Below are 13,987 nucleotides of genomic sequence, written 5' to 3'. Positions count from 1 at the left end.
AGACAACGATGGGAGCGACCATGACGGAGACCAGCGAGGCCCCCCAGCCGCAGGCAGGCCCGCAGCCCGAGGGCGACGCGCGGCGCGTGCTGAAGGTGGCGCTGCTGGGCGGAGGCACCGTGGGCTCCCAGGTGGCGCGCATCCTCCTGGACGACGCGGAAGCCCTCGCGGCCCGTGCCGGGGCGAGGCTCGAGCTGGTCGGCATCGCGGTGCGCAACGTGGACGCCCCCCGCGACGTCGAGCTCCCGCACGGGCTCTACACGACCGACGCCGAGGCCCTCGTGGGCTCCGCGGACCTCGTGATCGAGCTCATGGGCGGCCTGGAGCCCGCGCGCACCCACATCCTCGCGGCCCTGCGCCGCGGCGCCTCGGTCGTCACGGGCAACAAGGCCCTCCTCGCCCAGGACGGCGCGACGCTGTTCGACGAGGCCGACGCGCACGGGGCCGAGCTCAACTTCGAGGCCGCCGTGGCCGGGGCCATCCCGATCATCCGGCCGATCCGGGAGAGCCTCTCGGGCGACCGCATCACCCGGGTGCTCGGGATCGTCAACGGCACCACGAACTTCATCCTCGACGCCATGGACACGACGGGCGCGCAGTTCGCCGACGTCCTGGCCGAGGCCCAGCGGCTCGGCTACGCCGAGGCGGACCCGACCGCCGACGTCGAGGGGCTGGACGCCGCCGCGAAGGCCGCCATCCTCGCCTCGCTCGCCTTCCACACCCGCGTCTCGCTCGACGACGTGCGCTGCGAGGGCATCACGAACGTGAGCGCCGCGGACATCGCCGCCGCCCAGGACGCCGGGCTCGCCATCAAGCTGCTCGCGATCGCCGAGCTCGTGCCGCTGGAGCCTGCGGACGGTGCCGAGGCAGCGCACGACGGCGCGGCCGGCGCCCCCCGCGAGGGCGTGAGCGTGCGCGTCCACCCGACGCTGCTGCCGCGCACCCACCCGCTCGCCGCGGTCCGCGGGGCCTACAACGCGGTGTTCATCGAGGCCGAGAACGCCGGCTCGCTCATGTTCTACGGGGCCGGCGCCGGCGGCGCCCCGACCGCGTCCGCCATCATGGGCGACGTCGTCACGACGGCGCGGCGGCTCCTGGCCGGCTCGCCCGGCCGGACCGGCACCGCGACCCGCACGCTCCCGCTCGTCGGCCCCGAGGCCGTGACGACCAGCTACAGCATCGGCCTCGAGGTCGCCGACGAGCCGGGCGTGCTGGCCCGCGTCGCCGCCGTCTTCGCCGAGCACGGCGTCTCCATCGAGACGATGCGCCAGCGGATCGACGGGGCAGAGCCCGCCTCCGAGGGCGCCGGCGCCCGGCCGCAGGGCCGCCGCGCCGAACTGCGCTTCGTGACCCACCGTGCCTCGGAGGCCGCACTCGCGGCGACCGTTGCCGACATCAAGAACCTGGACGTCGTCGAATCCGTGACGAGCGTCCTGAGAGCCGAAGGAGTCTAGTGGCCCACCAGTGGCGCGGAGTCATCCGCGAGTATGCAGACCGCCTGCCCGTCACCGCCTCGACGCGCGTGATCACGCTCGGGGAGGGCGGCACCCCGCTGGCGCACGCCCAGAAGCTCTCCGAGCTGACCGGATCGACGGTCTACCTCAAGGTCGAGGGCATGAACCCGACCGGCTCGTTCAAGGACCGCGGCATGACCATGGCCATGACGGCCGCGGTCGAGGCCGGGGCCAAGGCCGTGGTGTGCGCGTCCACGGGCAACACGTCCGCGTCCGCCGCGGCGTACGCGACGTCCGCCGGGCTCACCTGCGCGGTCCTCGTGCCCGAGGGCAAGATCGCGATGGGCAAGCTCAGCCAGGCGATCGCCCACGGCGCCACCCTGCTCCAGGTCGACGGGAACTTCGACGACTGCCTCGAGATCGCCCGCAAGCTCGCCGACGCGTACCCGGTCTTCCTCGTGAACTCCGTGAACCCCGCGCGCATCCAGGGCCAGAAGACGGCGTCCTTCGAGATCGTGGACGCCCTCGGCGATGCCCCCGACATCCACGTCCTGCCGGTGGGCAACGCGGGCAACATCTCCGCGTACTGGAAGGGCTACAAGGAGTACGCCACGGCTACGGAGTACGCCTTCGACGGCGCGCCCGCGCGCACGCTCGAGGCCGTCTCGACCAGGCTGCCCGCCATGTGGGGCTTCCAGGCCGCCGGCGCGGCGCCCTTCGTGGCAGGCCACCCCATCACGCACCCCGAGACGATCGCGACCGCAATCCGGATCGGCAACCCGGCCTCGTGGGAGACCGCGGTCGCCGCCCGCGACGAGTCCGGCGGCCTCATCGACGCCGTGACCGACGACGAGATCCTCGCAGCGCACCGCTGGCTCTCGGCCCGCGAGGGTGTCTTCGTCGAGCCCGGGTCCGCCGCGAGCGTCGCGGGCCTGCTCAAGATGCACGGGGCCGGCAGGGTCCCCACGGGCAAGACCATCGTGTGCACCGTGACGGGCCACGGCCTCAAGGATCCGCAGTGGGCCCTCCGCACCGCCGACGGCGGCGAGGTCGAGCCCGTCAAGGTGGGCAACGACGTCGTGAGCGTCGCGGCCGCCCTGGGCCTCGCGTAGGGCCGGCGATGACGGCACCGACGATGGCGGCCGCAGAGTCGCTGCGCACCGTCGCCGCCGGGCAGCGTGTCACCGTGCGCGTCCCGGCGACGAGCGCGAACCTCGGCCCGGGCTACGACAGCCTCGGCCTGGCCCTCGCGATGTACGACACCGTGACCGTCGAGACGCACGACGGCGGCGGGCTCGCCTTCGAGTTGCGCGGCGAGGGAGCCGACACCCTCCCGCGCGACGAGAGCCACCTCGTGGTCCGCACGCTCGACGCCGCGCTCGCACGCCTCGGCTACCGGCACGGTGGACTGGCCCTGACGGCCGAGAACGTGAGCCCGCACGGGCGCGGCCTCGGCTCCTCGGCCTCCGCCACGGTGGCCGCGGTCCTCGCGGCCGCCGCGCTCGTGGCCCCGGAGGACCGCCCCGACCGGGCGTGGGCCCTGCAGCTCTGCAGCGAGATCGAGGGCCACCCCGACAACGTGGCGCCGGCGATCTACGGCTCCCTCGCGCTGTCGTGGCAGGACGGGGAGGCCTTCCGGACGGCCATCGCCGAGGTCGCCCCCAGCGTCATGCCCATCGTCGCGATCCCGGACTTCGAGCTCTCGACCGAGCTGGCCCGCTCGCTCCTGCCCTCTTCGGTCCCGCACCACGCGGCCGCGGCGAACGCCGGCCGCGCGGCGCTGCTCGTGCACGCGCTCACGAAGGACCCGTCGCTGCTCCTTCCCGCCACCGAGGACTACCTCCACCAGAGCTACCGCTCCACCGCGATGGAACCGAGCGCCCGGCTCATCGCGGCGCTGCGGGCCGAGGGCCACGCCGCGGTCGTCTCCGGCGCGGGTCCGACCGTGCTGGTCCTCGCGGACGGCGAGGACGAGGCCCGTGCGGTGGAGGCCGCGGTCGAGCACTTCGCCCACGACGTCCTCGACGCGGAGCAGGGCGCGGTGTCGGTGACACGCTGGCGCGTCGCGCGTCTGGCTGTGGACCGCGAAGGTGCTAAAGTGGACGTGCACCCACGGTAAATCTGTTCCGCGGTGAAACTTCCAGTGGTGAATCTGCCCTCGGCAACTAGGCCCGGGCACTGCGCGCCGCCTCCGTGATCCAGCTTCGTGCCAAGGGTGCCGCCCCTCCAGCTCTGTGCCCCGGCCCGGCTGCCTGCGCCTTCCCGCGCGGCAGCGGCGGCATCGACGGCAGCTCATGCTCGGGGCGGGCTGAATGACTACGACGCCGCCCGGCCATCTGGCCTCGCGGCGCCACAGCCTGGCCGTCGCTCTCGTCGACGGCCACGACCACGATGCGCCGGCTCGAACGAAGCCGGCGTCTCGACTCCGGAAGGACCATCCGTGACACAGACCACTGAGCTGAACCCAGCAGTGGAAGCCTCCTCCGCGTCCGAGTCCAAGGGGATCGCCGGCCTCAAGCTCGCACAGTTGCAGGCCTTGGCGTCCCAGCTGGGCATCACCGGTGGGTCCCGCATGCGCAAGGGCGACCTTGTCGCCGCGATCACCGCCCACCAGAAGGGCGAGCCGCTGGCCCGTCCCGCCGAGCGCCGCCGCCCGGCTGCGAAGGCGGAGGCCACCGCCGAGCTTCCCCTGCCCGAGACGCAGGCCGCCGCCCCCGCCCAGGAGGCTCCCGCCGCCGAGGCCCCCGCCGAGGCCGGCGCCCCGGCCCGTGGCCGTGGGCGCACCCGCCGCCGCGCGGGCAGCGACGGCGTCGTGACCCCCGCCGCGGGCGAGCCGGCCGCCCAGGCCGAGGCGGCGCCGTCGGCCGCCGCTGTCGAGGCAGCACCGGCCGCTCCCGAGGCCGCCCCCGCGCAGGAGGCCCCCGAGGCCGGGACCCGCCCGAGCCGCACCCGCAACCGCAACCGCCGTGCCGAGGCCGGCCAGGGGGCCGCCGAGGCCGCCCAGCCCGCCCGCGAGGAGGCACCGGCCGAGGCCGCCGCCCCCGAGCGCGCCGAGGCCGCACCGGCCGAGGCCCCCGGACGGCACGAGGAGGCCGGCGAGGGCCGGGGCCGCCGCGAGCGCGGCCAGCAGGACCGTGCCGAGCGCCAGGAGCGCCAGGAGCGCCGCCGGGACGAGGGCGAGCGCCCGCAGGACCGTGCCGAGCGCCAGGACCGCCGCCGCGACGAGGGCGAGGGCGAGGAAGGCGGCTCCCGCCGCTCCCGCCGCAACCGCCGCGGGCGCGACCGCGACGAGGCCCAGCAGGGCGGCCGCAACGACCGCTTCCGCGACCGCAACGAGCGCCGCCGCGGACGCAGCGCCGGCCCCGAGGTCGACGAGACCGAGGTGACCGAGGACGACGTCCTCCTGCCGGTCGCCGGCATCCTCGACGTGCTCGAGAACTACGCCTTCATCCGCACCTCCGGCTACCTCCCGGGCCCGAACGACGTCTACGTCCCGCTCACCCAGGTCAAGAAGTACGGCCTGCGCAAGGGCGACGCTGTCGTGGGCGCCATCCGCGCCCCCCGCGAGGGCGAGGAGAACCAGGGCGGCAGCGCCCAGGGCGGCGGCCGGCACGGCAGCAACCGCCAGAAGTTCAACGCCCTCGTGCGCGTCACGAGCGTCAACGGCAAGAGCCCCGAGGAGATGAAGAACCGGGTCGAGTTCACCAAGCTCGTCCCGCTCTACCCCTCCGAGCGCCTGCGCCTCGAGACCGACCCCAAGAAGATCGGCCCCCGCGTCATCGACCTCGTGGCGCCGATCGGCAAGGGCCAGCGCGGCCTCATCGTCTCCCCGCCCAAGGCCGGCAAGACGCTCATCCTGCAGTCCATCGCGAACGCGATCACCATCAACAACCCTGAGGTCCACCTCATGATGGTGCTCGTGGACGAGCGGCCCGAAGAGGTCACGGACATGCAGCGCTCGGTCAAGGGCGAGGTCATCGCCTCGACGTTCGACCGCCCGGCCGACGACCACACGACCGTGGCCGAGCTCGCGATCGAGCGCGCCAAGCGCCTCGTCGAGATGGGCATGGACGTCGTGGTGCTCCTCGACTCGATGACCCGCCTCGGCCGCGCCTACAACCTCGCCGCGCCGGCCTCGGGCCGCATCCTCTCCGGCGGCGTCGACTCCGCCGCGCTCTACCCGCCGAAGCGGTTCTTCGGCGCGGCGCGCAACATCGAGAACGGCGGCTCGCTGACGATCCTCGCCACCGCCCTCGTGGAGACGGGCTCCAAGATGGACGAGGTCATCTTCGAGGAGTTCAAGGGCACCGGCAACATGGAGCTGCGCCTGTCCCGCGCCCTCGCGGACAAGCGCATCTTCCCGGCCGTGGACGTCAACGCGTCCGGCACGCGCCGCGAGGAGAACCTGCTCTCGCCGGAAGAGGTCAAGATCATGTGGCGCCTGCGCCGCGTGCTCTCGGGCCTCGACACGCAGCAGGCCCTCGAGCTGCTCACCACGAAGATCCGCGAGACCGGGTCGAACGTCGAGTTCCTCCTGCAGGTGCAGAAGACGACCCTCGCCGGCAAGGGCGAGAGCGACCGGCACTAGCGCCCTCCACGGCGGCCGGGCCCGGGAGACCCCGGGCCCGGCCGCCGTCGTCGTTCCCCCGGGAGCCGGCACCGGCTCGCTCCTACCTGTAGCACCGTCCCCAGAAAGGCCCCTGACATGTTCGAGTCCGTGCAAGGACTGCTGGACGAGCACGCCGAGATCCAGAAGCAGCTCAGCGACCCCGCGGTCTACCAGGACCAGGCGCTGGCGCGGAAGCTCGGCCGCCGCTCCGCCCAGCTCAACGGCATCGTGGAGGCCTACAACCGCTGGAAGCAGCTCGGGGACGACCTCGAGGCGGCCGAGGAGATGGCCCAGGAGGATCCCGACTTCGCGGCCGAGGTCCCCGTCCTCAAGGAGGGGCACGAGAGCGCCCAGGAGAAGCTGCGCCGGCTCCTCATCCCGCGCGACCCCAACGACGCCCGCAACGTGATCCTCGAGATCAAGGGCGGCGAAGGCGGCGACGAGGCAGCGCTCTTCGCCGCCGACCTTACGCGCATGTACACGCGCTACGCCGAGTCGAAGGGCTGGAAGACCGAGGTCCTCTCCTCGACCGAGTCTGACCTCGGCGGCTACAAGGACATCCAGATCGCGGTCAAGGGCGGCTCCAGCGACCCGGCCGAGGGCGTGTTCGCCCACCTGAAGTACGAGGGCGGGGTGCACCGCGTCCAGCGCGTGCCGGTCACCGAGTCGCAGGGCCGCATCCACACCTCCGCGGCCGGCGTCCTCGTCTTTCCCGAGGTGGACGAGCCGGAAGAGATCGAGATCAGCGCCAACGACCTCAAGATCGACGTCTACCGCTCCTCGGGCCCCGGCGGCCAGAGCGTCAACACGACAGACTCGGCCGTGCGCATCACCCACCTGCCCACGGGCATCGTCGTGGCGATGCAGAACGAGAAGTCCCAGCTGCAGAACCGCGAGGCCGCGATGCGCGTGCTCCGCTCCCGCCTCCTCGCGCACCAGCAGGAGCAGATCGACGCCGAGAACGCCGAGGCGCGCAAGTCCCAGGTGCGCACCATGGACCGCTCCGAGCGCATCCGCACCTACAACTACCCCGAGAACCGCATCGCGGACCACCGCACCGGGTACAAGGCGTACAACCTCGACGCGGTCATGGACGGCGACCTCGGCCCCGTCATCCAGTCCTGCATCGACATGGACGAGCAGCACCGGCTCGAGGCGCTCGGCGAATGACCGAGGCCGCCGGGAGCGGGGCAGGCGGGGGAGCGCGGCCGGGGCGGAGGAGGACCTCGGCGCCGCCCTGCGGCGGGCGGCCGCCCTCCTCGCCGAGGCGGGCGTGCCGAGCCCGCGGGTGGACGCGGAGCTCCTCGCCGAGCACCTGCTCGCCCACGGCCCCACGGGCGATGCGCTGGGCGGGGGCGGCCTCGGCCGCCTGCGGGCGCTCGCCATCGCCGGCCATCCCGTCCCGGACGGCTTCTGGGACCTCGTCGCGGAGCGCGCCCGGCGCGTGCCGCTGCAGCACCTCACCGGGGCGGCCCACTTCCGTCACCTGACCCTCGCCGTCGGCCCCGGAGTCTTCGTCCCCCGTCCCGAGACCGAGGGCGTCGTCCAGGTCGCGCTCGACTGGATCGCGGAGCACTTCCCCGGTGCCGTCGCCCCGGCCCCGGGGGAGGCGCCCGACGCCGCCGGGCCGGCCCGCGCGGGCGGCCGCCCGGTCGTCGTCGACCTCGGCACGGGGTCCGGGGCCATCGCCGCCTCGGTCGCGCACGAGGTGCCCGGCGCCGTCGTGCACGCCGTGGAGCTGTCCGAGCTCGCCCACGCGTGGGCCGCGCGGAACCTCGCGCTGCCCGAGGTGGGCGGACGAGTCCGGCTGGTGCGCGGCGACCTGCGCACCGCGCTCGGCGAGCTGGACGGCACCGTGGACGTCGTCGTGACGAACCCGCCGTACATCCCCCCGGACATGGTCCCCCGGGACCTGGAGGCGGCCCTCCACGACCCCGAGATGGCGCTCTACGGGGGCGCCGACGGTGGCCTCGAGCTCCCGCTCGCCGCCGCGGCCACGGCCGCGCGGCTCCTCGTCCCGGGCGGATTCCTGGTCATGGAGCACGCGGAGGTGCAGGCGCGGCGCATCGCCGAGCGGCTCGCGGCGAGCCCGGACTGGACTGCCGTGCGCTCCCACGCCGACCTCAACGGCCTCCCGCGCGCCACGAGCGCGGTGCGCGCCTGATGCCCGGACGGGGCACGGCAGAGTGCGTGGAAGAATGGTCGCCGTGACGACCGCGACCTACAACTGCACCGATCCCCAGCAGCGCGCCGAGGGCCTCGCCCACGCCCAGCGCGCGATCGCCCAGAAGCAGTGCATCGTGATGCCGACCGACACGGTCTACGGCATCGCCGCCGACGCCTTCTCCGCACAGGCTGTCGCCACGCTCCTGGCCGCCAAGGGCCGCGGCCGTTCCATGCCCCCGCCCGTGCTCATCCCGCGCCTGCAGACCATGGACGGCCTCGCGACGGAGGTGCCGGCCGCCGGCCGCGCCCTCGCCGAGAAGTTCTGGCCGGGTCCGCTCACGCTCATCTTCCACGCCCAGCCCTCGCTGACCTGGGACCTGGGGGAGACCAAGGGGACCGTGGCCCTGCGCATCCCCGACGACGAGCTCGCCCAGGCGCTCCTGACCATCACGGGCCCGCTCGCCGTCTCGAGTGCCAACCGCACCGGCCATCCCGCGGCCCAGACCGCAGCGGAGGCCCGCGAGCAGCTCGCCGAGAGCGTGGAGGTCTACCTCGAGGAGGGCTTCCGCCCGGCCGACGGGGACGACGGCGGGGCAGCGGGGCTGCCCTCCACCATCATCGACTGCACGGGGGAGCACCTGCGCGTCGTGCGCCAGGGCGCGCTCAGCCTCGAGGCGATCCGCGAGGTCGCACCGGACGTGCTCGGCCTGGGCGAGGAGCCGGCGGCCCACGAGCCGGCGGACGCAGAGCCGGCGGACGCAGAGCCCGTGGCAGCAGAGCCCGCAGCCGAGCAGCCGGCCGGAGCGGCTGGTGACGCCGCAGCCGAGCAGCCCGCCGCGGCCGCCGGCGAGCAGGCAGACCTCCCGCCCGCATGAGCACCACGGGAACCGCACCCCAGCACCTTCCAGCCGGGACCGCGGAGGCGCCCCCGCGCGTCGTCGCCGTCGTCGTGAGCTTCAACCGCCGAGAGCTGCTCGCGCGCACCCTCGCGGGACTCGCGTCGGGGACCATGCTGCCCGCGGCCGTGGTGGTCGTGGACAACGCCTCGACGGACGGCTCGGCCGAGTTCGTCCGCACGCTGCAGACCCCGCTGGCGATCGACCTCGTGGAGCTCGGCACCAACGTGGGCGGCGCCGGCGGCTTCACCGTGGGGATCGAGCGGGCCGTGCTCGACCACGATGCCGACCTCGTGTGGGTCATGGACGACGACACCGAGCCGCACGCCGACACCCTCGCCGCGGCCGTCGACGCGTGGACCCGGTACGCGCAGGCCCCCGAGCACCGGCCCACCGTGCTCGCCAGCCACGTGGTCTGGTCCGACGGGCGCGAGCACCCCATGAACTCCATGCGGGAGCGGCTCGGCGTCACCGCCGCGCAGCGCCGCCGCGCCGCGGCAGTCGGCGCCCGCCCCATCCGCAGCGCGTCGTTCGTCTCGTGCTTCCTCTCCGGAGACGCGGTGCGGGCGCTCGGCCTGCCGGTCGCGGACTACTTCCTGTGGGGCGACGACTTCGAGTACACGACGCGGCTGGCCCGCTTCCACGACGCGATCCAGGTCCCGGCCTCCGTGGTGACGCATCACACCAAGAAGTTCGGCACGACCGACGTGGACCCGGGCCCGCGGTTCTACTACGAGGTCCGCAACCGGTTCTGGCTCTACGGACGCACGCATTCCCTCGCCCCGTGGGAGCGGCTCGCGTACGCGTACGCGACGGCCCGGATCTGGGCCCGGACCTTCGCCAAGTCCGCCGACCGGCGCCTCCTCGCGGGGTGCCTCGCGCGCGGCCTGCGCGACGCCCTCCGCGCGCCGCGCAGCAACGCCGAGGTCCTCGCGGGCATCTACCCGCTGCGGCCCGTGCCGGCCCTGCCGCCCGCGGCGCCGCTTCCGGCGGGGGAGCCGTTCAGCCTCCTGCTGCCGGTGTACGACGGCGACACCGCCCACCGCTTCCGGCGCGCCCTCGCCTCGAGCACCGCCGAGCAGGAGCGGCCGCCGGCGGAGGCCGTGATCGTGCGCGACGGGCCGGTGCACGCCGAGCTCCAGGCCGCCCTCGACGACGCGCAGGCCATCACGGGCCCGGCCACGTCGGTGACCGTGCTGGCCCTGCCGTCCAACGTCGGCATCACCGCGGCGCTGGACCTCGGCCTGGCGGCGTGCCGCCACGCGGTGGTCGCCCGCGCCGACGCGGACGACATCTCGCTGCCGCGCCGGTTCGCGGCCCAGCTGCCCGTCATCGAGGCCGGCGCCGACCTCGTCGGCAGCGCGATGGAGGAGATCGGCGACGACGAGGCGGCGGTCCTCGCGACGCGCTCGGTCCCCACCTCGCCGCCGCAGATCGTCGCCGCCGCCCGGGCCCGCAACCCGATCTCGCACCCCACGGTCGTCTTCCGCCGCGCCGCCGCCGAGGCGGTGGGCGGGTACCAGTCGGTGCCGGCGGCCGAGGACTACTGGCTGTGGGTGCGGATGATCGCCGCGGGCGCCGCCGTGCGGAACCTCGCCGAACCGCTCGTGCGCTACCGGGTCTCCGGAGGCGCCTACGAACGGCGCGGCGGCCTGCGGGTGCTCGCGAACGATGTCGCCACCCAGGACCAGCTCCTGGCCGGCGGCTTCATCACGCGCGCCGACTGGCTGCGCAACGTGGGCATCCGCGCCGTGTACCGCTTCCTGCCCACCTCGGTGCGCGCCGGGCGGTACCGGCGCATGGTCGCGCCGCGGAGCTGAGGCTGGACGCGCCGTCCGGCACGGCAGAGTATCTTGGACACGCACGCGGGGCACACGCCGGGGCCCCCACGGAAGAGAGTCAATGAAACGCGCATGAGCTTCTCCGCAACAACGCCGGAGGCCCCGAGGCCGGTGCTGTGGCGCTGGATCCAGTTCGTCCTGGATGCCGGAGCATGGACGCTGGCCATCCTCGTCGCCGTCGTCCTCCGCTACGAGCTCACCGAGCAGACCCTCACGCCCAACGGCGTCGCGGCGTTCAGCCTGCTCGCCATCCTGTGCCAGGCAGTCGTCGGCTTCAGCATGGCCCTCTACCAGGGCCGGTACAGCTTCGGCTCGTTCGAGGAGGCCAGGCTCCTGGTCTCGGTCACGCTCATCGTGGCCACGATCCTCGTGCTCCTGAGCACCTTCCTCGGCTTCAGCCTGCAGATCCCGCGCAGCACGGGCGTCATCGCGTTCCCGTTCGCCGCGCTGTTCATGGCGGCGAGCCGGTACGCGAAGCGCATGTGGGTCGAGAGCCGGCAGAAGCCGGGGGAGAACGCCCAGCAGGCGCTCGTCTACGGCGCCGGCTTCCTCGGCTCGAACCTCGTCACCCGGATGATGCAGGACCCGAAGTCGCCGTACTACCCGGCCGGCTTCATCGACGACGACCCCGCCAAGAAGCACCTGCGGGTCTCCTCGGTCCAGGTCCTCGGCACCGGCGAGGACCTCCCCGAGCTCATCCGCCGGACGCGGTCGACGGCGCTCATCCTCGCCTTCGCCGCGGCCGACGCCGCGTTCATCCGCGGGGTTTCGGACCGCGTGGCAGGGCTCGGAGTGAAGGTGCTCGTGCTCCCCCCGCTGAAGGACATGCTCGGCGGCGGCGCGCACAGCGTCACCGACTTCCGCGAGGTCGCGGTCGAGGACCTCATCGGCCGGCGGCCGGTGGACATCAAGGTCGAGGAGATCGCCGGCTACATCACCGGCAAGCGCGTCCTCGTCACGGGCGCTGGCGGCTCGATCGGCTCCGAGCTGTGCCGCCAGATCCACCCCTTCGCCCCGGCCGAGCTCATCATGGTCGACCACGACGAGACCGCCCTCCAGGCCACCCAGATTTCCCTGACGGGCCGCGGCCTGCTCGACGGCCGGGACACGGTGCTCGTGAGCATCCGCGACGCCGAGGGGCTCACCCGCGTCTTCCGCGACCGGCGTCCCGAGGTGGTCTTCCACGCCGCCGCGCTCAAGCACGCGCCGCTGCTCCAGCAGTACCCCGCCGAGGCGTGGAAGACCAACGTCGTCGGAACGCTCAACGTCCTGCGGGCAGCCGAGGCGGTCGGGGTCGAGGCGTTCGTGAACGTCTCCACCGACAAGGCCGCGGCCCCCACCACCGTCCTGGGGCACTCCAAGCGGATGGCCGAGCGCCTCACCGCGTGGATGGCGGGGCGCACCGGACGGCGCTACGTCTCGGTCCGCTTCGGCAACGTCATGGGTTCGCGCGGCTCGATGCTGCCGCTCTTCTCCGAGCAGATCCGCACCGGTGGCCCGGTGACGGTCACCCATCCCGAGGTCACGCGCTTCTTCATGACCATCCCCGAGGCATGCCAGCTCGTCATCCAGGCCGGTGCGATCGGCAGCGGGGGAGAGGTGCTCATCCTCGACATGGGGGAACCGGTCCGCATCCTCGATGTGGCGGAGCGGATGATCGCGATGTCCGGCAAGGACATCGACGTCGTCTTCACCGGGCTGCGGCCAGCGGAGAAGCTGCACGAGGACCTCGTGGACCCCGACGTCGCCGACGTGCGGCCCCTCCACCCCAAGATCTCCCACGCGACCTCGTCCGGCATCGCCCCGGACCGCCTCGATTACGACCGCTGGCTCGCCGAGTGCGCGCGCACGGAGGAGGCGATGATCGAGGCCCAGGTGCAGGAGGAGACTGAGCTCTCGCACGAGGTCATTCCGGGGTCGGGGGCAGCGTGATCGTCCTCGCCGCGGCGCTGGCCTTCGCGGTCAGCGCCGCGCTGCCCGTCCTTGCCCGGCCCGTGCTGACGCGCCTCGGGGTCATCGACGTCCCGGGCGAGCGCTCCTCCCACACCCGTCCCACCGTGCGGGGGCTCGGGCTGACCATCGGGATGGGCCTGCTCGCGGGCTGGGCCGTCGCCTTCGCGGCGGGCCTCGCGGACGACGGCGCCGGGCTGGCCGCGTGCGTCGTCGCGGGCACCGTCGCGGCCGCCGCCGTGGGGTGGGCAGAGGACCTGCGGGGCCTGCGGATCAAGAGCCGGGCCGCCCTGCAGCTCGCGGTCGGCTTCGCGGGCACCCTCGCGATCATCCTCGTCACGGGCAAGGGCCTGTGGTGGCTCCCGCTCGGCATGGTGGCCGTGGCCGCCTACATCAACGTCGCCAACTTCATGGACGGGATCAACGGCATCTCGGGGCTGCACGCCGTCGCCGTGGGCATCCTCTACGCCGCCGCAGGCGCCGCCACCGGACACGGCTGGCTCGTCGCCGCGGGCGTGCTGCTCGCGGCCTCCTTCGCGGGATTCCTCCCGTGGAACGTCCTGCGCGGGTCGATGTTCATGGGGACGTGGGCAGCTACCTGCTCGGGGCGGGGATCTCGCTCACCGCGGTCGCCGCATTCCTCGCCCAGCTCCCGCTCGAGTACGTCTTCTCGCCCGTGCTCGTCTACCTGGCGGACACCTTCGCGACGCTCGTGCGGCGCACCCTGCAGGGCAAGCGCTGGTACGCCTCGCACCGGGAGCACGTGTACCAGCGGCTCACGGACAACGGCCTGCGGCACCTCGAGGTCGCGCTCCTGGTCACCGCGGCCTCCGTCCTGACCGGACTCGCGGGCTTCTACGCGGCGACCGCGCCGTCGGGCGGGGTGTTCGCCGCCCAGGTGGTGACCGCCGCCGTCCTCGTGGCCTACCTGACGTCCCCGGCCTGGCTGCGCGCCCGCCGGGCACGCCCCGCCTCCTGACGGCGCCCCGGCCCCACCAGGCGACGGGAACCTCTTCTATCCTGTGTAGAATAGGAGGGCACCCACCCCCGCCGGCCTCCTGGCAGCAGGCC

11 protein-coding genes and 1 pseudogene are annotated in these 13,987 nt (G+C 73.8%); 11 read left to right on the top strand and 1 reads right to left on the bottom strand.

Annotated elements, in window-relative coordinates:
- Positions 1-20 precede the first annotated feature (20 nt).
- The 9 genes from SA2016_RS12680 to SA2016_RS12640 all read left to right on the top strand — a co-directional run bounded on the left by SA2016_RS12680 (position 21) and on the right by SA2016_RS12640 (position 12,898).
- The gene (locus SA2016_RS12680; protein ID WP_084249498.1) at positions 21-1,454 is read left to right on the top strand and encodes a homoserine dehydrogenase; all 1,434 of its coding nucleotides are present in this window, start codon (positions 21-23) and stop codon (positions 1,452-1,454) included.
- A complete protein-coding gene (gene thrC / locus SA2016_RS12675; RefSeq protein WP_066498600.1) occupies positions 1,454-2,566 on the top strand; it encodes a threonine synthase in 1,113 nt (370 codons plus the stop codon). The genes SA2016_RS12680 and thrC overlap by 1 nt, the downstream gene beginning before the upstream one ends.
- Before the next feature lie 8 nt (positions 2,567-2,574).
- Positions 2,575-3,573, top strand: coding sequence for a homoserine kinase (thrB, locus tag SA2016_RS12670; protein WP_066498597.1), 999 nt, complete (start codon positions 2,575-2,577; stop codon positions 3,571-3,573).
- A gap of 321 nt (positions 3,574-3,894) precedes the next feature.
- A complete protein-coding gene (rho, locus tag SA2016_RS12665) occupies positions 3,895-6,042 on the top strand; it encodes a transcription termination factor Rho (RefSeq protein WP_066498594.1) in 2,148 nt (715 codons plus the stop codon).
- Positions 6,043-6,159: 117 nt separating this feature from the next.
- Positions 6,160-7,233, top strand: a complete 1,074-nt coding sequence (prfA, locus tag SA2016_RS12660) for a peptide chain release factor 1 (RefSeq protein WP_066498592.1) — start codon at positions 6,160-6,162, stop codon at positions 7,231-7,233.
- 103 nt (positions 7,234-7,336) lie between these two features.
- Positions 7,337-8,227 carry a N5-glutamine methyltransferase family protein gene (locus SA2016_RS12655; RefSeq protein ID WP_371326630.1) on the top strand — a complete coding sequence of 297 codons (891 nt, stop codon included), beginning with the start codon at positions 7,337-7,339 and terminating at the stop codon, positions 8,225-8,227.
- A gap of 43 nt (positions 8,228-8,270) precedes the next feature.
- A complete protein-coding gene (locus SA2016_RS12650; protein ID WP_306505403.1) occupies positions 8,271-9,104 on the top strand; it encodes an L-threonylcarbamoyladenylate synthase in 834 nt (277 codons plus the stop codon).
- Complete coding sequence (locus SA2016_RS12645) at positions 9,101-10,945, top strand: glycosyltransferase (RefSeq protein ID WP_066498584.1); 1,845 nt, start codon at positions 9,101-9,103, stop codon at positions 10,943-10,945. Before SA2016_RS12650 ends, SA2016_RS12645 begins: the two co-directional genes overlap by 4 nt.
- Before the next feature lie 93 nt (positions 10,946-11,038).
- Positions 11,039-12,898: a polysaccharide biosynthesis protein gene (locus SA2016_RS12640; RefSeq protein WP_066498582.1), complete on the top strand. Its 1,860-nt coding sequence runs from the start codon at positions 11,039-11,041 to the stop codon at positions 12,896-12,898.
- On the opposite strand, the gene SA2016_RS22290 is transcribed toward SA2016_RS12640, so the two are convergent.
- Positions 12,873-13,256: a hypothetical protein gene (locus SA2016_RS22290; protein ID WP_257125885.1), complete on the bottom strand. Its 384-nt coding sequence runs from the start codon at positions 13,254-13,256 to the stop codon at positions 12,873-12,875. The two genes, SA2016_RS12640 and SA2016_RS22290, sit on opposite strands and share 26 nt — an antisense overlap.
- Between SA2016_RS22290 and SA2016_RS22285 the strand changes: the two are divergent.
- Positions 13,156-13,452: pseudogene (locus tag SA2016_RS22285) on the top strand (MraY family glycosyltransferase); the annotation flags it as partial. The gene SA2016_RS22290 and the pseudogene SA2016_RS22285 overlap by 101 nt on opposite strands.
- 50 nt (positions 13,453-13,502) lie before the next feature.
- On the top strand, positions 13,503-13,895 hold the full coding sequence (locus SA2016_RS22280) for an MraY family glycosyltransferase (protein ID WP_257125884.1): 393 nt from the start codon (positions 13,503-13,505) through the stop codon (positions 13,893-13,895).
- The last annotated feature ends 92 nt before the right edge of the window (positions 13,896-13,987 follow it).

The organism is Sinomonas atrocyanea (assembly GCF_001577305.1).
Classification (GTDB): Bacteria; Actinomycetota; Actinomycetes; order Actinomycetales; family Micrococcaceae; genus Sinomonas; species Sinomonas atrocyanea.
The sequence above is the reverse complement of the archived record's forward strand: the minus strand, read 5'-3'. Positions and strand labels throughout refer to the sequence as shown.

Bases quoted from the DNA above. Each gene is read 5' to 3' on its own strand.
- SA2016_RS12680 (WP_084249498.1), top strand. From the start codon at position 21: ATGACGGAGACCAGCGAGGCCCCCCAGCCGCAGGCAGGCCCGCAGCCC.
- thrB (WP_066498597.1), top strand. From the start codon at position 2,575: ATGACGGCACCGACGATGGCGGCCGCAGAGTCGCTGCGCACCGTCGCC.
- prfA (WP_066498592.1), top strand. From the start codon at position 6,160: ATGTTCGAGTCCGTGCAAGGACTGCTGGACGAGCACGCCGAGATCCAG.
- SA2016_RS12645 (WP_066498584.1), top strand. From the start codon at position 9,101: ATGAGCACCACGGGAACCGCACCCCAGCACCTTCCAGCCGGGACCGCG.
- SA2016_RS12640 (WP_066498582.1), top strand. From the start codon at position 11,039: ATGAGCTTCTCCGCAACAACGCCGGAGGCCCCGAGGCCGGTGCTGTGG.